Below are 21,597 nucleotides of genomic sequence, written 5' to 3'. Positions count from 1 at the left end.
ATTAAAGATAATGAAAGTTTTGCGGTGTTAAAAATGAAGAATTTTTAACGATTTACTTTTACGAATATAACTTTGAATGATGTTTTTGACGTCGCGATTATGTTGCATCGGAGTCAGGATATTTTTTAGAATATCGATATTAGTAATCTGATAATTAAGGTCAAAATAAGCGTAACCTTTATAAATCCCGTTTTCTATTAATACAGCGCTTCGCTCATTTATATTGCGGCCTCTATCAATGAGAATCATGCTTTTGTTTTCAAAACTGTTTTCAGAAATGAATTGTTGCACTCTCAAATTATAAATTTCGGGCGTAACTTCGCCAATGCATGCGCCGTCACATTCTTTAATTTTATACTGAAAACACTCTTTTTTAGTTTGATATAATCCGGTAAGTTTTTGACACAAATGATATTTTGCTGTATATCTGAAAAGTGCATTTTTTCCCTCTTGTAAGGAAGCAAAAGAAGTTATTTCTTTTTTTCTTCCGTCAGCTTTTTCAAGTTTTAAGTTCAAATATCCTTGCTCATCTTTCTCGGCATACAAAGCATATTGAAAAATTGTTTTTCGCTGAGCGCGATTGTGACGCGGACGATTAATTTTTATTTCTTCACTTTCTTTTAAAAGCGCAATTAATTCACTTCCGGTTTCATCATAAGTTATGGTGAAAACTTCGGCTTGAATTTTTTTGCTTTTTGTGGTGATACCAGTAAAATGCTGATTGATTCTTTTTTTGATATTTTGGCTTTTGCCAATGTAAATCAGAGATCCACTTTCGTTATAAATATAATAAACACCAGTTTTAGTTGGCATTTGGCTTAAAAGATCAAGGAATTTTGGTGCAATTCCTTTTTCGACTTCCAGTTTTATAAAATCTTTTACGATTGTTTTTTCGACATCTTTTTCCAAAAGCATTTTAAAAAGCTTTGTTGTTGCCATGGCGTCTCCGCTGGCGCGATGTCTGTCGGCCATTGGGATTCCAAGTGCACGAACTAGCTTTCCTAAACTGTATGAAGGTTGTTCTGGAATTAATTTTTTAGCTAATTCGACTGTGCAAAGTGTTTTAGCTTCGAAATCATACCCTAAACGTCTGAATTCTGTACGAAGAATTCTGTAGTCAAAAGAGGCATTATGAGCAACAATAACACAGTCTGAAGTTATTTCGATGATACGTTTTGCAACTTCAAAAAACTTTGGAGCAGACTGCAACATAGCATTATTGATTCCAGTCAGTTTTACAACAAAAGGCTGAATCGGAATTTCGGGATTGACAAGGCTTATGAATTGGTCAACTACTTCATGTCCATCAAATTTGTAGATGGCGATTTCAGTAATTCCTTCTTCATTAAATTGTCCTCCAGTGGTTTCTATGTCTAATATCGCGTACATATTCAATGTCAATGTCAAAAATCAATGGCAATTACAATATCAAAACTCAATATCAATTTTGAAAATTGTTATTGTAATTGCCATTGTCATTGAAATTGAAAAATTATCTTTTATTTATTATCATTTTTGATGAAATTGCGATTAATTGCTCTACTTCAATTAGAAGTTTGCTTCTTTTACCGTTATCGCCTTCTTTAATATAATCTAAAATTTTTAATGAGTTTCTAGACTCTTTTAACTCTTTTACAACTAATGAAACTTTAAAAACAAAATCTTTGTCAGTTATTGTACCTTGTGCTTCTCCAAAATTTAATGATGCACTTCCTGATGATCGAATTAATTGATTTTTATAATATTCATTTTCAAATAGTCTCTCTAATTGTCTTGTAAAGAAAATACATTCTCCTGCAAAACGAACTAAGCGATCTTCAAAATTGAATATTTTTTCCATTTAAGATTTCCTCTTTTAAATTGATATTGATTTTTAAAATTGCCATTGATATTGATTTTTGAAATTGCCATTGATATTGAAAAATTATCGTCCTCCAAAAATACTGCTTCCAATACGAACCATTGTACTGCCGCATTCTATTGCCAATTGATAATCTCCGGACATTCCCATCGATATAGTGTTCAGATTACAATTTTCAGTTTTCAGCTCTTTTATCGAATCAAAAATCGATTTTAAATGTGTAAATTCCTTTTTGATTTGGTTTTGGTCTTCTGTGAAAGTTGCCATTCCCATTAAACCCAAGATACGAATATTTTTCAACTCCTTAAACTCAACAGAAGTTAAAAGTTCGTTTAATTCATTTTCGTCCAAGCCAAACTTAGATTCTTCCTCAGCAATATACATTTGAAGAAGACAATCTATAATTCTACTATTTTTTAAAGCTTGTTTGTTGATTTCTTGTAATAATTTCAAACTGTCAACACCATGAATCAAAGTTACATATGGCGCCATGAATTTGACTTTATTGGACTGAACATGACCAATCATATGCCATTGAATGTCTTTTGGCATTTGTTCCCATTTCTCGGTCATTTCTTGGATTTTATTTTCTCCAAAAATGCGTTGTCCAGCTTCATAGGCTTGTAATAAGTCAGAAACAGGTTTAGTTTTAGAAACGGCAACTAGGGTTACGTGTTCAGGTAAAGTTGCTTTAATTGTATTTAAGTTCGATTGAATCGACATGATATTTCTTTTTTATAAAAACTGCTTCGAAATTTTCTCTGCTTTTTTGCTTTCGCTGTAATCATAAAAACCTTCACCAGATTTTACACCTAGTTTTCCGGCTCTAACCATATTTACTAAAAGTGGGCAAGGAGCATATTTTGGGTTTTTGAATCCTTCGTACATCACATTCAAAATCGCAAGACAAACATCAAGACCAATAAAATCGGCTAATTGAAGCGGTCCCATTGGATGTCCCATTCCTAATTTCATTACCGTGTCAATTTCATAAACTCCGGCAACTTTATTGTATAACGTTTCAATTGCTTCGTTTAGCATTGGCATTAAAATTCTGTTTGCCACAAAACCTGGATAATCGTTTACTTCAACAGGAACTTTACCTAATTTTACAGATAAATCCATGATGATTTTAGTTACTTCATCACTTGTGTTGTATCCACGAATGATTTCAACCAATTTCATAATCGGCACGGGGTTCATAAAGTGCATTCCAATAACGCGCTCAGGATGTGCTACAACAGAACCGATTTGTGTAATCGAAATTGATGAAGTATTAGTTGCCAAAATAGTGTTATGAGAGCAAGCATCGTTTAATTGCTTGAAAATATTCAGTTTTAATTCTACATTTTCAGTCGCAGCTTCGACAACAAGGTCAACACCAACAACACCGTCTTTAATATCAGTATAAGTAATAATATTGGTAATTGTTTTAGCAACATCTTCTTGAGTAATTGTTCCTTTAGTAAGCATGCGGTCTAAATTAGCCGCTATTGTTGCCATTCCTTTATCTAATGATTTTTCTGAAACGTCGATTAGTTTTACGGTAAATCCCCTTTGTGCAAAAGTATGTGCAATGCCGTTACCCATTGTTCCAGCTCCAATTACAGCTACTGTTTTCATTTTGATTTGATATTTTATTTATGATTTTAGCCACGAATTCACAAATTAATTCGTGCATTCGTGGCTAATTTATTTTGTTTTTTTGTTTACTATTTATTGAAACAATCAATAATTTGATAAGCCACGCGCAAAGCATCTGTAGCTTGTTCTAATGTTACAACCGGAGTTGTATCAGTACTGATAGCGTGTGCAAAAGATTCTAATTCATCCAGAATTGCGTTGTTTTGCTCTACATCTGGATTTGTAAAATAGATTTGTTTTTTAACACCTTCGGCATTTTGAAGAATCATATCAAAATCTCCTGGAACTTCTGGCGCATCTTTCATACGAACAACCTCGCATTTTTTCTCTAAAAAGTCAACCGAAATATAAGCGTCTTTTTGAAAGAAGCGGGACTTTCGCATATTCTTTAATGAAATTCTGCTAGCTGTTAAATTAGCAACACAGCCATTTTTAAATTCGATTCTAGCATTGGCAATATCTGGCGTATCACTAATTACTGAAACACCGCTTGCGTGAATATCTTTCACTTTAGATTTTACAACACTTAAAATAGCATCAATATCATGAATCATTAAATCTAAAACCACAGGAACATCAGTCCCGCGCGGATTAAACTCAGCCAAACGATGTGTTTCTATAAACATCGGGTTCTCGATCAAATCCTTTGTCGCAATAAAAGCGGGATTAAAACGCTCAACATGACCAACTTGACCTTTTACATTGTATTCTTTAGCTAAAGCAATAATTTCTTCAGCTTCTTCAACAGTGTTGGCGATTGGTTTTTCAATAAAGATATGTTTTCCAGATTTGATCGCAACTTTTGCACATTTGTAGTGTGAAAGGGTTGGAGTTACAATATCAATCACGTCGACAGCGTGAATAAGTTTTGCAATTGTACTGAAGTTTTTATAGCCAAATTCTTTTGAAATTCTTTCGGCATTTTCTTGATTTTCGTCGTAAAATCCAACTAATTCATATTTGTCAGATTGTTGTAATAAGCGTAAATGTATTTTACCAAGATGACCAGCACCTAAAACTCCTACTTTTAACATGAGAATGTATTTTAAACAAAAATAGAATTTATTTGTTGAAAGTAAAAATGAATTTAACTAATTGTGAATTGTGAATTATGAATTGTAAATTGTCAGTTTTGACTTTTGACTTTCGGCTTTTGACCTTCTACGTTATTAATTTAATATTTAAAAATCAATATTTGAAATCCTGTTTTGTTTCTTATTTTTGCGAAAACAAAAACAACCCATTTTGAAAGATACTGCCAAACATCAAGGACTTCGTAATCAATTAGTAAGCACTTTAGAGCAAAAAGGAATTACTGATAGAGCTGTTTTAGATGCAATAAAAAAAATCCCTAGACACCTTTTTTTAAATTCAAGTTTTGAGGATTTTGCATACCAAGACAAAGCATTTCCAATTGGCGCAGGACAAACAATTTCACAACCTTACACAGTCGCTTTTCAATCGCAATTGCTTGAAGTCAAGAAAGATCATAAAGTTCTAGAAATCGGAACAGGTTCTGGTTATCAGACTGCAGTTTTGTTTGCTTTGGGAGCAAAAGTATATACTGTAGAAAGACAGAATGAATTGTTTAAAACGACATCAAATTTATTTCCAAAATTAAATATCCGTCCAAAACATGTCACTTTTGGAGATGGCTATAAAGGACTTCCAAATTTCGCCCCATTTGACAGTATTATAGTTACTGCAGGTGCGCCATTTATTCCGCAACCATTAATGGCACAATTGAAAATAGGGGGAAGGCTCGTTATTCCGTTAGGAGAAGATATTCAGATTATGACTTTATTAATCAGAAAAAATGAAACTCAATTTGAAAAACATGAGTTTGGAGAATTTAGATTTGTTCCTTTGTTGGAAGATAAAAATTAGACAGAAAGCCCGATTTAATCGGGCTTTATTATTTTTGGACTAAATCTAAAGCCTGTTTTAAATTTTCTTTTTCAATTCTGAGAATATAATTAACAAAAACGGATTTGTCATTTTTGATCTGGCTTTCTTCCAAAGCAGAAAAATATTCTTTTATATTATTTATTTCAATAGATGCGTAAGTGTAGTTGTTTTGAAGTAAAATCCAATTCAATATCAAATTAGCCATTTGAAGATTTCCTTTTGCAAAAGGACTAATTTCAAGTATTTTTAAATTAGCTTCTGATGCCAGAATTATTGGATGAAGATTATTTTTATTCGATTCATACCAATTAAAAAACAAACTCATTTCACGTGCAACTAATGAATCGTCTTTATATTTTCCTAAATGTTCAACTTCAATTCCTTTAAAAATTAAAGAATGAAGCGCAAGGAAATCTTTTTCATTTACATGAATTTTCTTCTGGTTTAAATCTTTTATAAACAATGTTGCTTCTTGAAAATTAATGGCTTCAAGATGATTTTGAATACTTTTTCCAGCAATCGTTAAACCGTCATTTATAATAGATTTTGTTTCTTCAAATGTCAGCGGACTTTCATTTAATTGAATACTATTAAAAACAAAGTTTAATTCTAAAGTTTTTGATATTTGACGTAATTCAAAATGATTCAGAGATTGTATTTTGTTTTTTAATATTTCGATCTCGTCTAAAACTATTTGAACTGAAGATAAAAGTACTGAGTTGTTCTTTTTTGAATTATTTTGAATTTCCTGTTCCGCTAATAAAAGCGCCTTCAAGGCAAATTCTTCATCGCCAATTTCGAAAAGAATTTTTTCCTTGAGCCATGCAATCATTAAAGTTTCGTAATCAATTTCTAAAAGTTGGGCAAGCTTGATAATTTGATCTCTAGTAGGTTTCCGGGTTCCCGATTCAAATTTGCTGATCAATGCTTGGTCTATCTCAGCCATTTGAGCTAATTCACGAGTTTTTAGCCCTTTTTGTTCTCTCGCATTTTTTAAAAGTGATTTCATTTCTTTGTTGATGAAATTTTGAGTCTTGACAAAAATAGTCATTCATTTAGTCATAAAAAAAAAAGCAACATTTAAAGTTGCTTTTTAATATTTTATTTTGGAGGTAAAGAACCGTCCTTTCTCATTTCTTTGACAACGGCCTGCATAATTGCGTCGACGGTTTGTCCAAGATCTGTAACGTATTGTGATTCTGTAGTTCCTGTCCAGATTAATTTGTTCTGTTTTAAAGAAAAGATATTGGTTTCAACCATATATGATGTCGTTTCTTGGTAATAACCTGGATCATAAAAATTTGGCGAATACATGCCGTACCAATTCCCGAAACCATAGCCGTACATTCCAGTGTACATTCCGTCAAAACCGCCATAGTACATTCCGGTATAAGTACCCGGTACATAAGTAGTCTCTTTTTCCTTGCTAACTAAACGCATAGTAACGACGCCATCAAAGTTCTCATCTTGCAGGATTTTCAACTTTTGCTCTTGAGTTAATTGTGTTGTCGCATTTAAATACTGATAAGAAGTTTTGAATACAGGATTGCTTGCTGCAATTCTATTTTCTGTGATTCTTCTCGATGCTTCGTCTTTTACCAAAGCAACAACTAAAACTTTTTTGAATTGTTCTTGAGCAACAGTTACGTCTGGATCTCTCCAGCTGTTTACGATTGAAGTATTACTGCCACAACCTGAAAGGGACAGTACAATAATTAACAAGATTAGATACTTTCTCATATTTTACAGTTATATTGTTTCTAGTAAAAATAACGATAAAATATTTATAAACTCATCATTTAGAGAAAATTAAAAAGCGTTTTTAATTGTAAGCTTTTTTAATTCTGTCTAAATCGCGTTTTGTATCTTGTTCTTTTAATGATTCGCGTTTGTCGTAGTTTTTCTTTCCTTTGCAAAGGCCAATCTGTAGTTTTGCCAGTCCTTTTTCGTTGGTAAACAATTTCAAAGGCACAATGGTAAGTCCTTTTGCTTGAACACTTTTATGTAATGTTTTTAATTCTTTTTTGTTTAAAAGCAATTTTCTTTCACTTCTGGATTTATGATTGAATTGATTTCCAAAAGAATATTCTTCAATATAGGTATTGATGGCGAAAAGCTCCATACCGCTAAATTCGCAAAAACTTTCTGTGATGTTTGCTTTTCCTAATCGAATAGATTTGATTTCGGTACCAGCCAAAACAATTCCAGCAGTATAGGTATCGATTATTTCATAATCAAATCGGGCTCTTTTATTAAGTATGTTGACAGATTTTATCATAACTGCAAATGTAAAACAAAATTGAAAAAAAATAAGATGCCAAAGATAAAAGTAAAGAAAAAACTGCATTACTAATTTTTGAATTCTTTAACCGCATTCAAACAAAAAAAAATGCCGTAATTAATTTTACTCAAATTTAAATTGCTTTTTAATTTGATTAATCTCAATTTCTATTTTGTAATTTTGTAAAAAAGAAAGACCGTGCTTTTTTAGAGTACGGTCTTTTTTATATAATTTTTAAATGTGATAGAATGGAAAATAAATCAAAAGATCCTTTACACGGAATAACACTTCAAAAAATTGTTGAAACTTTAGTAGATTATTATGGTTTTGATACTCTTGGTGAATTAATACCAATAAAATGTTTCAGCTCAAATCCGAGTATAAAATCATCTCTTACTTTTTTAAGAAAAACAGATTGGGCTCGTAAAAAAGTAGAAGAGCTTTACATAAAATCAATTCCTAAATTCAGCTAATATTATAATTTATACGAAATCATGACACCACCTCGGTATGGCATCCATTCGCCACTTTTGTTCCAATCTTTGGCTCTTTCATATCTTCCATTTCCATATGGGCCAATAGTTCCGTCGCTATAGTAACCTTTGTAAAATCCTTGATGCCAGCCCCCTCCGGCGAAAACATCTAATAAAAATTTATCACTTAGTTTAATATTGTATCCAATAGTAACTCCTAAACGGTAACCAAAACCGTGTTCATATTCATTAGTGTTCCAGTAATTCCATTTTTGAATTCTGTAGATGTCTGGACCCGCATGTCCTCCAACATAAAAACCGTCGTATTTTTCTTTAAAATGATAACGAATCTCTGGAGTAAAAGTGTAGAATTCCATTGGACTATGGCCGTTGAAAGACTTCCAGAAAGATGCCATTACATCAAAACTGAAAGTGGTTTTTTCGCCAATACTCGTTTCAACCCCAACATTTGGTATCGCTAAAAGTGCAGTTGCACCATTAAATTTGATAAAAGTTTGACTTTGTGAATGAACTGAAAATAAGATAATGGCTAATAAAAATATTTTTTTCATAAAGTTGTTTTTAGAGCGAAATAATGTAAGTGGCTTATTTCGCGTGCAAATATAGCGTATAAACGTACTTTTCGCCTTGGTAATATTTGTTTTAACAAATATTTTTTATGTCAGAAATTAGCAAAAATCTATTTTTTTAATAATGAGTATATTACCTTATCTAAAAAACGGCCTTCATAAAAATCAGATTCTTTAAAATGAGCTTCTTTAACAAATCCACATTTTTGCAATACTTTTTCAGAGGCTAGATTTTCGGGATCAATTACGGCTTCAATAGAATGCAGTTTCAAGTCTTTAAATCCGTATGTGATTAAGCGCTTTACAGCTTCTGGGATAATTCCTTTCCCGTGAAATTCAGGTAAAAGCATGTAGCCAATTTCGGCGCGGTAATTTTCAGGTTGCATTCTGTAATAACCAATAATGCCAAGAAGTTTAGGATTTTCTTTTAAAGTAATTGCCCAATTGATGCCAATATTATTGTCAATATTAGTATTAATGGTTGTGATATGTACCAACGCATCTTCGTGGTTTTTAGCCAACGGACGCGGAATATATTTCATAGTTTCCGGATTTGAACGCAATTCAAAAATTTCATTCACATCATCATCTGTAATTCTTCTTAAAAGCAAACGTTCCGTTTCGATTATCGGAAAAGGGTGAAAGTTAAATTCTAGCATTTTACAAAATTTTAATACTAAATTGAGAATGAAAAGTCTGATCAACTTCTAAAACCAAAACGCCTTCTTTTTCAAATAAATTTCCTGAATTTGTCGCCGTATCTGAATAACCAAACCATGGTTCAATACAAATAAAAGGTGCTTTATCTTTGGTCCAAATTCCTAAACTCGGAAAATCTTCAAAATCAACTTCAATATAAGGTTTTGAATTTTCAAGAATAGTCAGAGAATTTGATTCTAAGGTTTTGAAAACCAGAGCATCATTTTCGAAAAGTTTATGATTTAACGGAACTACACTATTTGTCGTTTTTAAAACTTCGGTTTTATTAGAAATCAAATCATTTTCTAAAAGATTGTATTTCAATGATTCTTCTTTTTCAAATTTAAGCGCATAGTTTTCAAAATTTTCTGGAAGCGCAATTGCAGGATGCGCACCAATTGAAAACGACATTTTTGATTCACTCTTATTAATTACGACATATTCGATACTTAATGAATGACCTTCAATTGTATAAATGATTTGCAATTCAAATTCGAAAGGATATTTTTTTAAAGTTTCTTCATTTGATTCTAGCGAAAAAACGGCACTATTTTGTGTTTTTTCGATCAATTGAAATTCCATATCTCTTGCAAAACCATGTCTTGGAAGTTGATATTCTTTTCCGTTAACGGTATAAGTATTATTTTTTAAAGTACCCACAATTGGGAAAAGAATTGGCGAATGTTTTCCCCAAAAGTCAGGATTTCCTTCCCAGATGTATTCTTTGTTTTGATTGTTTTTTAAAGAAAATAATTCTGCTCCCGCGTGTTTAATCGAAGCAGTCAATATTGAATTTGATATCGTTGTTGTCAAAATAGTAAAATTGAAAAGGTTGTTTTTAATGCAGATGTAAAGATATTTGAATAAATTTTATTTTTTTACGAAAATGGTTCAATTTTATTTGATTGATAAAATTTTGCTAAAATTAAATTTAAGCTTAAATATTTCTCTGTCAATAGCTTTTTTTTTCATTAATTTGCTACATAAACAGCTAAAAAATATGAAAAAGCAATCTTCAAAGGCCATTTTAACCGCGGCTTTACTTTTTGGAATTTCTTTTGCATGGGCACAGCAAACTCCGCCGGCGCAAACAGCAAATCCAGTAAACAATTACAATTATCATGATGCCTTCGCTCCGCATTTTTATACTAAAAACGGAACAGCTACACGCACAGCAAGCGGACAGCCAGGAGTGGAGTATTGGCAAAACAGAGCCGATTATCAAATCACGGCAAAATTAATCGCCAATACAAATGAAATTGTTGGTACAGATGAAATTACATATACAAATAACAGTCCTGACAAACTTGGATTTCTTTGGCTGAATTTAGATCAGAATTTGTTTAAAGATGATTCAAGAGGAAATGCGGTTGTGCCTTTAACAGGAAGTCGTAACGGCGCTCAAGGTCAGGTTTTTGATGGTGGAAATAAGGTTAAATCTGTGAAAGTGATTTCTGGTGGAAAAACCAAAACAGAAGTTGATGCAAAATATATTATTACAGATACCAGAATGCAGATTTTTCTTCCGCAGGAATTAGCAGCAAAAGGAGCTTCTGTAAAAATCAAAATCGAATATTCATTCATTGCTCCGTTTGAAGGATCAGACAGAATGGGAGTTCTAGAAACTAAAAACGGAAAAATCTTCACTATTGCGCAGTGGTACCCACGTATGTGTGTGTATGACGACGTGCGAGGATGGAATACAGCGCCGTATTTAGGAGCGTCTGAGTTTTATTTGGAATATGGAGATTTTGATGTGAAATTGACTGTTCCTGGGAATCATTATGTTGTGGCTTCTGGAGAATTGATAAATGGTCAAGAAGTTCTATCAGCAGAGCAGTTAAAAAGATATAAAGATGCTTCTAACAGCGATAAAACAGTTATGATTCGTACTGCTGCCGAAGTTGCTGCAACGGCAAATACTAATGCAGGAACTGAGAAAACTTGGCATTACAAAATCAAAAATGCTCGCGATTTTTCTTGGGCATCGTCACCAGCTTTTATTTTAGATGGAGCAAAAATTAATCTTCCAAGTGGTAAAAAATCATTGGCATTATCAGCTTATCCTGTTGAAAGTGATGGTCAAGGAGCATATGGACGTTCTACGGAATATGTAAAAGGTGCGATTGAGCATTATTCAAAACAATGGTTTGAATATCCTTATCCAGTTGCTACAAACGTTGCAGGAAATGAGGGCGGAATGGAATATCCTGGAATTGTTTTCTGCGGATGGAAATCGAAAGGACAAGATTTATGGGGAGTTACTGACCATGAATTTGGGCACATTTGGTTCCCAATGATTGTTGGTTCAAATGAGAGATTATTTGCATGGATGGACGAAGGATTTAATACTTTTATCAATTCATTGAGCACTGCGGCATTCAATAATGGCGAATATAAAGAGCCTGCAACCGATTTACATGAAGAAGCTGAGCCTTTTACTCGTCCTGATTTAGAAACTATCATGAGTTCTCCTGACAATATGAAGGAAGCAAATATTGGTATGTTGTGTTATTTTAAACCAAGTGCAGGTTTGGTACTTTTGAGAGAGCAAGTTTTAGGAAAAGAACGTTTTGATACGGCTTTTAGAACTTATATTCAGCGTTGGGCTTATAAACACCCGCAACCAGATGATTTCTTCAGATCAATGGAGAATGTTGCTGGTGAAGATTTAAGCTGGTTCTGGAGAAGCTGGTTTGTAAACAACTGGCGTTTTGATCAAGGTATAAATTCAATTAAATATGTTAAAAACGATCCTTCAAAAGGGGTTGTGATTACAGTTGAAAATTTTGATAAAATGCCAATGCCAATTGTTTTAGATGTTAAAACAAAAAGCGGAAAAGTTACCAGAGTGAATTTGCCTGTTGAAATTTGGCAACGTAACAATGATTGGTCTTTCAGACATAATTCTACTGAAGAAATCGAAAGTATTACGCTTGATCCAGATCATGCTTTCCCAGATAATAATGAGTCTAATAATGTTTGGACTGCTGGAAAAGGAAAAGTTGAAAAAGATGTAATTCTAGACGGATATTTAGGAACATATACCACTACAATATCACCTTTGACAATTGATTTTACTGAGAAAAATGGTGTTTTGAATGCTGAATTGACAAACTATCCAAAATTTGCAGTAAAAGCTGTAGCTGGAGAAAATGATACTTTTGAGTCAAAAAGAGCAGGAGTAAAGTTTAAATTCAATGAAGCTAAAACAGGTGTAGATATGACTTTATCTGATGGAAAAGTAATTTCTTTTACTAAGAAGTAAGATTTAAAATTTTAAATAACATAAAACCCGATAGTTTTTGGACTATCGGGTTTTGTTTTTTGTTTCTCCCGATTCTTCTGGATCAAGTTTTAAGTTTCAGGTTATAAAGTTTCAAGTTTCAGGTTTCAAGTTGGTTTTTAAAAAAAAACTCAGAACCTTAGCATCTCAGTACCTCAGTATCTTAGAGCAAAAACCAACAAATCATTAAAAAAATGTTAGAATTTTAATTTTTTGTTTTGTAAATAAAAAAATAATGTACTTTTGCACCGATGAATAAAATAAGTTTACATATAACTTCTTTGTCACGGACAAACTCACCTAGTACTTCTCCCGAAGTACGGATACTATCTATATAGTATTCACTGAGTTTTATAGCCGTATATTTATTCATATCCCTTTTTCATTTTGAAATCACATAATTTGTCCTTTGGACAAACATATCCTAAAAGTATTTATTTTTTTGTAAATTTTCTTAATCAATGGTTTGATTTTGAATATGTTACTTCTATTTTGCTTAATTTTATTGGATTCAATTCTGGATTTCAAACGAAACAATATTCTTTAATTTTTAACGCTAAACTTCAATAATTGAAATGAAGATCTCTATTGTTGTTACCCAGGAAGAACACTTCAAATTCGCACAAGAAATTTGCGATACGATAGAATCATCTGCCTTGTTGAGAGGTACGGGGATTGCTAAAAGAACTCCTGAGTACATTCAGAAAAAAATGTCGAATGGTGATGCGATGATTGCTCTGGCAGACGGGAAATTTGCAGGTTTTTGTTATATCGAAAGCTGGCAACACGGAAAATTCGTGGCACATTCGGGATTAATTGTACATCCTGACTACAGAAGTTTAGGTTTGGCAAAAAAAATCAAATCAAAGGTCTTTGAGTATTCTTTGAAGAGATTTCCAGATGCAAAAATATTTGGAATTACGACTGGTTTGGCTGTAATGAAAATCAACTCTGAATTAGGCTATAAACCCGTTCCGTTCTCAGAACTTACAACTGATCCAAGTTTTTGGGCAGGCTGTAAAACGTGTACGAACTTCCCGATTTTACAAAGTAAAGAAAACAAAATGTGTCTTTGTACAGGAATGTTATACGATCCAAAAGAAAAACAAAAAACACCGCCAAGACATCCTTTTAATGAGGCTGTTTTAAGCAGACTTAAAAAAATCAAACAGGCTTTATTTCTAAACAAATTATTGTCATTTGTTTTTTTATTCAAAATTTAATCAAAAGAAATCTCAAACTGCTACATACGAAAGTATTAGCCTAAATTATAAAAAATGAAAAAAGTAGTATTAGCTTATAGCGGAGGATTAGATACCTCGTATTGTTTGAAATATTTAAAAAATGAAAAAGGATACGAAGTTCACACTGTACTTGTAGATACAGGAGGATTTTCTGCTGAAGAATTAACAGCTATTGAAAAAAGAGCTTACGAGTTAGGAAGTGCACAACATGCCAACTTAACAATTTTAGACAAATATTACGATAAAGCTATAAAATATTTGATTTTCGGAAACGTATTAAAAAACAATACTTATCCATTATCAGTAAGTGCAGAGCGTGTTTTTCAAGCAATTGAAGCTATAAAATATGCGAAAAAAGTAGGAGCAACTGCAATCGCTCACGGAAGTACTGGTGCAGGAAACGACCAAATTCGTTTCGACTTGATTTTCCAAACTATTGCTCCAGAAATCGAAATTATTACTCCAATTAGAGATTTAAAATTATCAAGACAAGAAGAAGTTGATTATTTGGCTCAAAACGGAGTTCACTATTCTTGGGAAAAAGCACAATATTCTATTAATAAAGGACTTTGGGGAACAAGTGTTGGAGGAAAAGAAACTTTAACTTCAAGTCAACCATTGCCAAGTGAAGCTTATCCATCACAATTACAAAAAGAAGGTGAAGAAAAAGTTACGCTTCATTTTGAACAAGGAGAATTAGTTGGTTTAAACGGAAAAACCGATAAACCATCAAATAATATTGTAGCTCTTGAAAAACTGGCAAGTGCTTATGCAATTGGTAGAGATATTCACGTTGGCGATACTATTATCGGAATTAAAGGAAGAGTTGGTTTTGAAGCTGCAGCGCCATTAATTATTATCAAAGCACACCATTTATTAGAGAAACACACGTTAGGAAAATGGCAACAATACTGGAAAGAACAATTAGGAAACTGGTACGGAATGTTATTCCACGAAGGTCAGTTTTTGGATCCAGTTATGAGAAACATTGAAACTTTCTTGCAAGACACTCAAAAAACAGTAAATGGAACCGTAACAGTTTCATTAAAACCATACCATTTCTCACTTGACGGAATTGAATCTGAAAACGATTTGATGAACACAGGTTTCGGTCAATACGGAGAAATGAACAATGCTTGGACATCTGACGATGCAAAAGGATTTATTAAGATTTTAGGAAATGCACAAAACATATTCTCATCTGTAAACAAATTAGGTCATGATTAATGTCGGAATTATTGGTGGTTCGGGCTACACAGCCGGAGAACTCATCAGAATTTTAATGTATCACCCAAAAGTAAACATTGATTTTGTTTACAGTACAACAAATGCCGGAAAACCGCTTTCTGTAGCGCATCACGATTTGTTGGGTGATATTGAAATGAATTTCACAGCTGAAATCAATCCCGATGTGAATGTTGTTTTCTTGTGTTTAGGTCACGGAAAATCGATTTCATTTTTGAAAGAAAATCAGTTCGCAAGTCATACTAAAATCATTGATTTAGGAAATGATTTCAGATTGAATAAAGATGCTCATTTCGAAGGAAAAGATTTCGTTTACGGTTTGCCTGAAATCAATAAAGCCGAAATCAAAAAGACAAATTATATCGCTAATCCAGGTTGTTTCGCAACCGCTATTCAATTGGCATTGTTGCCTTTAGCAAAACATAATTTGTTGAATAATGATGTTCATATTAATGCCACAACCGGAAGTACAGGAGCAGGAGTAAGTCTTTCAGAAACTTCTCATTTTAGCTGGAGAAATAACAATATGTCGCATTATAAAGCTTTTGAGCACCAGCATTTGGGAGAAATCGGAGAAAGTTTAGTTCAGTTACAAGATGATTTTGACAGTGAATTGCTTTTTATTCCGAACAGAGGCGATTTCCCAAGAGGAATTTTTGCAACCTTATATACATTATGCGATGATAGTTTGGAACAATTGGTTGCGAAATATGAAGATTTCTACAAAGATGAACCTTTCGTAACCGTTACCACAACAAACATCAACATGAAACAAGTGGTGCAAACGAATAAATGTATCATTAGTTTATTGAAAAAAGGAAACCGGGTTCTCATAACATCAATTATCGATAACTTAACCAAAGGTGCTTCAGGACAAGCGATTCAAAATATGAATTTGATGTTCGGTTTAGAAGAGACCACAGGTTTACATTTGAAACCAAGCGGATTTTAATTTAGTTGATAGTTTTTGGTTTATAGTTGATGGAAACATCAGACTCAAAACCATCAACCATCAACAATCAACCACAAACTAAAAAAAGATGAACTTATTCAACGTTTACCCATTATACGACATCACTCCAGTAAAAGCAGTAGATTGTACAATTATTGACGACAAAGGAGTAGAATATTTAGATTTATACAGCGGGCATGGTGTGATTTCTATTGGACACACACAGCCAGATTATGTAGCAAAATTAAAGAATCAGATAGATAACTTAGGTTTTTATTCGAATGCAATTCAGAATCCTTTACAGGTTGAATTGGCTCAGAAATTAGGAAAACTTTCTGGTTTAGAAGATTACGAATTGTTTTTATGCAGTTCTGGTGCTGAAGCAAATGAAAATGCTTTAAAATTAGCATCTTTCCATAACGGAAAATCAAGAGTGGTAGCTTTTCATAATTCTTTCCACGGAAGAACTTCTGCAGCGGTTGCCGTTACAGATAATAAAAAAATTGTCGCACCGATAAATGCACAGCAAGAGGTAACTTTTTTACCTCTAAACCAAATCGAATTAGTTGAAGCGGAATTAGCGAAGGGCGATGTTACAGCAGTAATAATCGAAGGAATTCAAGGAGTTGGAGGTTTAGACCAAGGAACAACAGAATTTTTTCAAGCTTTAGAAAAAGCATGTAAAAAATACGATGTTGTTTTGATTTTAGATGAAGTGCAATCTGGATACGGAAGAAGTGGAAAATTTTTCGCGTTTCAACATCACGGAATCAACGCTGATATTATCTCTGTTGCAAAAGGGATGGGGAACGGATTTCCAGTTGGAGCGATTTTAATTTCTCCAAAATTCGAAGCAAGTTTCGGATTATTAGGCACAACTTTCGGCGGAAGTCATTTATCTTGTGCAGCAGGAATTGCAGTTTTAGATGTAATCGAAAAACTGGATTTACAGAAAAATGTAAACGAAGTTTATGAATATTTCCTAGAAAAAATCAAAGAAGTTGACGGAATCAAACAAGTAAAAGGAAAAGGATTAATGCTTGGAGTTGAGTTTGATTTTGATGTAGCAGCTTTAAGAAAGAAATTGATTATTGAAAAACACATTTTTACAGGAAGTGCAAACAATAAAAATCTATTAAGAATTTTGCCGCCTTTAACTGTGAAAAAAGCAGATATTGATACGTTTGTAAAAGCCTTGAAAGAAAGTTTAGAAGAGCTATAATGTTAATTTGTTTAATCGTTTAACTGTTTAATTGACTAAACGAATTACCGATTAACCGATTAACCAGTTAAACGATTAAACCAACTAACCAATTAAACCAAAAAAATGAATCCATTATCAATTGAAAAACGCAATGCGGTTTTGCGATCCATGGCAAAGCTGGTCGAGCAGGAGCGGAATGAGATAATCCTAACCAATCAGGAAGATCTTGCTGATTACGACGGCTCAGATTTAGCAATGGAAGAACGCTTAAAAGTAGATGATAAAAAAGTCGACGAAATGATTTTATCATTGAACCAATTAGCTTCTCAAGAAGATCCTGTTGGAGTTGAGCGTTTTCATTTTACTCATGATAATGGGATAAAAGTGGTGAATAAAACAGCCGCTTTTGGAACGATTTTAATTATTTATGAATCTCGCCCAGACGTTACAATCGAAGCGGGAGGAATTGCTTTCAAATCTGGAAACAAGATTTTGTTAAAAGGAGGAAAAGAATCTTTAAAATCAAATTTGAAAATCGTAAGTCTTTGGCACAAAGCCTTAGAAGAAAACGGAGTTGCAAAAGACTGGGTGGAATATCTGAATTACAACAGAACAGAAACTCAAGTTTTCTTAGAAAAACCAACTCAAAAAGTTGATTTAATTGTTCCAAGAGGAGGTGAAAAACTAATTGAATTTGTAAAAGCGCATGCAACTTGCCCAGTAATTGTAAGCGGACGCGGGAATAATTTTGTTTACGTTCATAAAGATGCCGACACAGATTTGGCTTTAAAAGTGATTTTAAACGCTAAAACTGCTAAAATTTCGGCTTGTAATGCTTTGGATAAAGTTTTAATAGACTCCAAACTGCCAAATTTTGAAGGCTTCGCAGCAATGCTTATTGAAGCTTTAATCGAATCAAAAGTAGAAGTTATTGTAGATAAATCGTTAGAGAATTTTGAAAATACCAAAATTATCAAAAACGAAGATATTTGGTACGAGGAGTTTCTAGATTATAAAATCGTAATTGGAACAATCGATTCGCAAGAACACGCAATCGATATGATCAATAAATATTGTGGAGGACATTCAGCAGCCATTATTACAAGAGATAACGAAGTTGCGCAACAGTTTATGGAGTCGATAGATGCCGCAGCAGTTTATCAAAATGCCTCAACTCGTTTTACAGACGGCGGGCAATTTGGTCTTGGTGGAGAATTAGCAATAAGTACTGATAAATTGCATCAACGCGGTCCAATTGGACTTCAACATCTCGTAACAAATAAATGGTACGTGTACGGAAAAGGACAGATAAGATAATTTTAGATTTTAGAGTTTAGATTTTAGATTATTGGAACTTGAAATTTAATTGTAGATAAAGCTTTGCGAACTTAACGTTTTGTAAACACATACAATATAAAAAAAACCTTGCGCACTTTGCGGTTAAAAAGAATCGCAACAAAACAACAACAATGGGTAAGAAACGAATTTTATTAAAAATAGGAAGTAATACTTTAACCAAAGAAACCAATCATATTTCCCGGGGAAAGATTGAAGACCTTGGAATACAGATTGCAACTTTAAACGATGAATATGAGTTTATCATCGTAAGTTCAGGAGCCATTGCGGCAGCAAAGCAGTTTGTAAAGTTGGATAATCAAGATAAAGATGTTTTTGTAAAACAGGCTTTGGCTTCAATCGGACAGCCTCATTTAATGCGGATTTACAATGAAAATTTTAAGGATTTGGGATTAAATACTTCTCAGTGTTTACTTTCTTATTCTGATTTTGAAAAAGAGCAGACTAAAAAGAACATTGTAAATACCATTAATGTATTGGTTAAAAACAATTACATTCCGATTATCAATGAAAATGATACCGTTGCTACAGATGAAATTCGGTTTGGAGATAATGACAAATTAGCGGCTTTAACGGCAGTTCTTTTGAACGTTGATATTCTGATAATTGCCACGAATACAAACGGAATTTACACGAAAGATTCTATCCATGATGAAGTTCCTCAAACAATTAAATTGGTAAATGATTTAAAAACGCTCGAAAAAGAAATTGGCGAATCAAAATCATCACACGGAACAGGAGGAATGCAGTCTAAAATAGAAGCAGCAGGAATTGCGAAAGCAGCAAATATCGAAACCTGGGTTGTCAATGGATTGAATGATAATTTTATTCTGCGAGCATTAAAAAACGAAATTCCGTTTACGAAAATTGTGTAGATATGTTTATTTGTTTAACCGTTAATTCGGTTAATCGATGGAGCAAATAAACAGTTAAACAAATAAACGATTAAACAAAAAAACAATGAATTATATTTCAATTAAAGATATCGACTCATTATCAAAATGGGTAAAAAGCGCAATCAAAATCAAAAAAGATCCGCTTAAAAATAAAAAATTAGGTAAGAATAAAACCTTAGGAATGTTATTCTTCAATCCGAGTTTAAGAACGCGTTTGAGTACTCAAAAAGCGGCTTTGAACTTAGGAATGAACGTGATGGTAATGAATTTTAGCAATGAAGGCTGGACTCTAGAATTCGAAGATGGAGTTGTGATGAATTCAGGTGCTTCAGAACATATTAAAGAAGCTGCAGAAGTAGTTTCGCAATACTGTGATATTATCGCAATTCGTGCTTTTGCCGGTTTGGTTGACAAAGAAAAAGATTATCAGGAAACTGTAATTTCAGGATTTCTGAAATACGCTACAGTGCCAATTGTAAATATGGAAAGTGCTGTTCGTCATCCATTACAATCTTTGGCAGATGCCATTACAATGGAAGAACACAAAACAAAACACAAGCCAAAAGTGGTTCTTTCATGGGCGCCGCATCCAAAAGCGTTGCCTCAGGCAGTTGCGAATTCATTCGTAGAAATGATGCAGATGCAAGAAGACATGGATTTTGTAATTACACATCCAAAAGGTTATGAACTAAGTCCAGAAATTACGGAAGGATGTAAAATCGAATACGATCAAAACAAAGCTTTTGAAAATGCCGATTTTGTTTACGTAAAAAACTGGAGCAATTTCAACGACTACGGAAAAGTAACCAACAGCGATCCAAATTGGACCGTTACAGCTGAGAAAATGGCATTAACTAACAACGGAAAATTCATGCACTGTCTTCCAGTTCGTCGTAACGTTATTGTTAGTGATGAAGTTTTAGACGGAGAAAATTCAATCGTAATTGAACAAGCGAACAACAGAACGTATTCAGCACAATTAGTTTTACAAAAGATTCTTAAGAAAATATAATTTTTTTAAAGTTGCTAAGATTCTAAGCTACTAAGATGCTAAGAAACTTTGCGAAAAAAAAACTTAGTATCTTAGAATCTCAGAACCTTAGAATCTTATGCAAGTATCAGTAATAAAAATAGGTGGAAACATCATTGACAATCCAGCAGAATTGGAACAATTTTTAACCGATTTTTCTAAAATTGAAGGTTATAAAGTTTTGGTTCACGGCGGTGGAAAATCGGCTACAAAAATGGCGCAGAGTATTGGTCTGGTTCCGCAAATGATTGACGGACGCCGAATTACAGATGCTCCAATGCTTGATGTTGTAGTCATGATTTACGCTGGGCAAATCAACAAACATATTGTAGCGCAATTGCAGGCAAAAGACAATAATGCAATTGGTTTTTCTGGTGCTGACGGAAATTTGATTCAGTCCACAAAAAAAAATCACCCAACAATTGATTATGGATTTGTAGGCGATGTAAAACAAGTCAACACTAAATTACTGTCAACTTTATTAGAAGCTGGAGTTGTTCCCGTTTTCTGTGCAATTACACACGATAAAAATGGACAATTGTTAAACACAAATGCAGATACGATTGCAAGTGAATTATCAATTGCATTATCTGAAGTTTTTGATGTTACGCTAACATATTGTTTTGAAAAGCAAGGTGTTTTGCAAGATTCAGAAGACGATTCATCGGTTATAACAGAAATTAACGAAACATTATACAATAAACTAAAAGAAGAAAAAGTAATCCATTCCGGAATGATTCCGAAATTGGATAATTGCTTCAATAGTTTATCAAGAGGCGTGCAGAAAATTAAAATTGGGCATCATAAAATGCTCCAAAATTCAGATATTCCGCATACAACTATTACATTATAAAAAAATGTTGCCACGAATTGACATTAATTTTTGCTGTTAAAAGAGAAAATAATTTTAGAGATACATCAAAAAGTT

Annotated in this window: 23 protein-coding genes; 11 read left to right on the top strand and 12 right to left on the bottom strand. The window is 33.1% G+C overall.

Going from position 1 to position 21,597, the window contains the following annotated elements:
• Positions 1-27: 27 nt before the first annotated feature.
• The 5 genes from FND99_RS14010 to FND99_RS13990 all read right to left on the bottom strand — a co-directional run bounded on the left by FND99_RS14010 (position 28) and on the right by FND99_RS13990 (position 4,539).
• Positions 28-1,389 (bottom strand): exonuclease domain-containing protein, encoded by a 1,362-nt coding sequence (locus FND99_RS14010; protein ID WP_144338571.1) that lies wholly within the window; start codon positions 1,387-1,389, stop codon positions 28-30.
• A 103-nt stretch (positions 1,390-1,492) separates the two neighbouring features.
• Positions 1,493-1,840 (bottom strand): four helix bundle protein, encoded by a 348-nt coding sequence (locus FND99_RS14005; RefSeq protein ID WP_144338570.1) that lies wholly within the window; start codon positions 1,838-1,840, stop codon positions 1,493-1,495.
• An 84-nt stretch (positions 1,841-1,924) separates the two neighbouring features.
• The gene (locus FND99_RS14000) at positions 1,925-2,584 is read right to left on the bottom strand and encodes a YggS family pyridoxal phosphate-dependent enzyme (RefSeq protein WP_144338569.1); all 660 of its coding nucleotides are present in this window, start codon (positions 2,582-2,584) and stop codon (positions 1,925-1,927) included.
• Between the two features lie 12 nt (positions 2,585-2,596).
• Complete coding sequence (locus FND99_RS13995) at positions 2,597-3,484, bottom strand: 3-hydroxyacyl-CoA dehydrogenase family protein (RefSeq protein ID WP_144338568.1); 888 nt, start codon at positions 3,482-3,484, stop codon at positions 2,597-2,599.
• A gap of 89 nt (positions 3,485-3,573) precedes the next feature.
• On the bottom strand, positions 3,574-4,539 hold the full coding sequence (locus FND99_RS13990; RefSeq protein WP_144338567.1) for a Gfo/Idh/MocA family protein: 966 nt from the start codon (positions 4,537-4,539) through the stop codon (positions 3,574-3,576).
• A gap of 211 nt (positions 4,540-4,750) precedes the next feature.
• Between FND99_RS13990 and FND99_RS13985 the strand changes: the two genes are divergently transcribed.
• Positions 4,751-5,392: a protein-L-isoaspartate(D-aspartate) O-methyltransferase gene (locus FND99_RS13985; RefSeq protein WP_144338566.1), complete on the top strand. Its 642-nt coding sequence runs from the start codon at positions 4,751-4,753 to the stop codon at positions 5,390-5,392.
• 28 nt (positions 5,393-5,420) lie between these two features.
• On the opposite strand, the gene FND99_RS13980 is transcribed toward FND99_RS13985, so the two are convergent.
• The 3 genes from FND99_RS13980 to smpB all read right to left on the bottom strand — a co-directional run bounded on the left by FND99_RS13980 (position 5,421) and on the right by smpB (position 7,691).
• Positions 5,421-6,422 carry a helix-turn-helix domain-containing protein gene (locus tag FND99_RS13980; protein WP_144338565.1) on the bottom strand — a complete coding sequence of 334 codons (1,002 nt, stop codon included), beginning with the start codon at positions 6,420-6,422 and terminating at the stop codon, positions 5,421-5,423.
• A 92-nt stretch (positions 6,423-6,514) separates the two neighbouring features.
• Positions 6,515-7,153 (bottom strand): DUF4136 domain-containing protein, encoded by a 639-nt coding sequence (locus tag FND99_RS13975; RefSeq protein ID WP_144338564.1) that lies wholly within the window; start codon positions 7,151-7,153, stop codon positions 6,515-6,517.
• An 82-nt stretch (positions 7,154-7,235) separates the two neighbouring features.
• Complete coding sequence (smpB, locus tag FND99_RS13970) at positions 7,236-7,691, bottom strand: SsrA-binding protein SmpB (RefSeq protein WP_026729458.1); 456 nt, start codon at positions 7,689-7,691, stop codon at positions 7,236-7,238.
• 251 nt (positions 7,692-7,942) lie between these two features.
• Between smpB and FND99_RS13965 the strand changes: the two genes are divergently transcribed.
• Positions 7,943-8,167: a VF530 family protein gene (locus FND99_RS13965; protein WP_144338563.1), complete on the top strand. Its 225-nt coding sequence runs from the start codon at positions 7,943-7,945 to the stop codon at positions 8,165-8,167.
• Between the two features lie 2 nt (positions 8,168-8,169).
• Here FND99_RS13965 and FND99_RS13960 read toward each other — a convergent pair whose 3' ends face one another.
• The 3 genes from FND99_RS13960 to FND99_RS13950 all read right to left on the bottom strand — a co-directional run bounded on the left by FND99_RS13960 (position 8,170) and on the right by FND99_RS13950 (position 10,269).
• Positions 8,170-8,739: a DUF3575 domain-containing protein gene (locus FND99_RS13960; protein ID WP_144338562.1), complete on the bottom strand. Its 570-nt coding sequence runs from the start codon at positions 8,737-8,739 to the stop codon at positions 8,170-8,172.
• Positions 8,740-8,867: 128 nt separating this feature from the next.
• Positions 8,868-9,416: a GNAT family N-acetyltransferase gene (locus FND99_RS13955; RefSeq protein WP_144338561.1), complete on the bottom strand. Its 549-nt coding sequence runs from the start codon at positions 9,414-9,416 to the stop codon at positions 8,868-8,870.
• 1 nt (position 9,417) lies between these two features.
• Positions 9,418-10,269: an aldose 1-epimerase family protein gene (locus FND99_RS13950; protein WP_144338560.1), complete on the bottom strand. Its 852-nt coding sequence runs from the start codon at positions 10,267-10,269 to the stop codon at positions 9,418-9,420.
• 187 nt (positions 10,270-10,456) lie between these two features.
• Between FND99_RS13950 and FND99_RS13945 the strand changes: the two genes are divergently transcribed.
• On the top strand, positions 10,457-12,724 hold the full coding sequence (locus FND99_RS13945; protein WP_144338559.1) for a M1 family metallopeptidase: 2,268 nt from the start codon (positions 10,457-10,459) through the stop codon (positions 12,722-12,724).
• A gap of 223 nt (positions 12,725-12,947) precedes the next feature.
• On the opposite strand, the gene FND99_RS20190 is transcribed toward FND99_RS13945, so the two are convergent.
• The gene (locus tag FND99_RS20190; protein WP_162615557.1) at positions 12,948-13,115 is read right to left on the bottom strand and encodes a hypothetical protein; all 168 of its coding nucleotides are present in this window, start codon (positions 13,113-13,115) and stop codon (positions 12,948-12,950) included.
• 202 nt (positions 13,116-13,317) lie between these two features.
• On the opposite strand from FND99_RS20190, the gene FND99_RS13940 reads away from it, so the two are divergent.
• From FND99_RS13940 to argB, 8 genes are all read left to right on the top strand, one after another.
• Complete coding sequence (locus tag FND99_RS13940) at positions 13,318-13,965, top strand: GNAT family N-acetyltransferase (RefSeq protein WP_144338558.1); 648 nt, start codon at positions 13,318-13,320, stop codon at positions 13,963-13,965.
• A 54-nt stretch (positions 13,966-14,019) separates the two neighbouring features.
• On the top strand, positions 14,020-15,213 hold the full coding sequence (locus FND99_RS13935; protein ID WP_144338557.1) for an argininosuccinate synthase: 1,194 nt from the start codon (positions 14,020-14,022) through the stop codon (positions 15,211-15,213).
• Complete coding sequence (argC, locus tag FND99_RS13930; protein ID WP_144338556.1) at positions 15,206-16,183, top strand: N-acetyl-gamma-glutamyl-phosphate reductase; 978 nt, start codon at positions 15,206-15,208, stop codon at positions 16,181-16,183. The genes FND99_RS13935 and argC overlap by 8 nt, the downstream gene beginning before the upstream one ends.
• Positions 16,184-16,271: 88 nt before the next feature.
• Complete coding sequence (locus FND99_RS13925; RefSeq protein ID WP_144338555.1) at positions 16,272-17,405, top strand: aspartate aminotransferase family protein; 1,134 nt, start codon at positions 16,272-16,274, stop codon at positions 17,403-17,405.
• A 105-nt stretch (positions 17,406-17,510) separates the two neighbouring features.
• Positions 17,511-18,704, top strand: a complete 1,194-nt coding sequence (locus FND99_RS13920; RefSeq protein WP_144338554.1) for a glutamate-5-semialdehyde dehydrogenase — start codon at positions 17,511-17,513, stop codon at positions 18,702-18,704.
• 152 nt (positions 18,705-18,856) lie between these two features.
• The gene (gene proB, locus FND99_RS13915; RefSeq protein WP_144338553.1) at positions 18,857-19,618 is read left to right on the top strand and encodes a glutamate 5-kinase; all 762 of its coding nucleotides are present in this window, start codon (positions 18,857-18,859) and stop codon (positions 19,616-19,618) included.
• An 85-nt stretch (positions 19,619-19,703) separates the two neighbouring features.
• Positions 19,704-20,651, top strand: a complete 948-nt coding sequence (locus tag FND99_RS13910; RefSeq protein WP_144338552.1) for an N-acetylornithine carbamoyltransferase — start codon at positions 19,704-19,706, stop codon at positions 20,649-20,651.
• A gap of 97 nt (positions 20,652-20,748) precedes the next feature.
• A complete protein-coding gene (argB, locus tag FND99_RS13905) occupies positions 20,749-21,522 on the top strand; it encodes an acetylglutamate kinase (RefSeq protein ID WP_144338551.1) in 774 nt (257 codons plus the stop codon).
• Positions 21,523-21,597: the final 75 nt, after the last annotated feature.

It is taken from the genome of Flavobacterium daemonense, assembly GCF_007341385.1.
In the GTDB taxonomy this organism is placed as follows: domain Bacteria; phylum Bacteroidota; class Bacteroidia; order Flavobacteriales; family Flavobacteriaceae; genus Flavobacterium; species Flavobacterium daemonense.
Note: the sequence above shows the minus strand (reverse complement) of the source record. Positions and strands in the feature narration are given on the sequence as shown.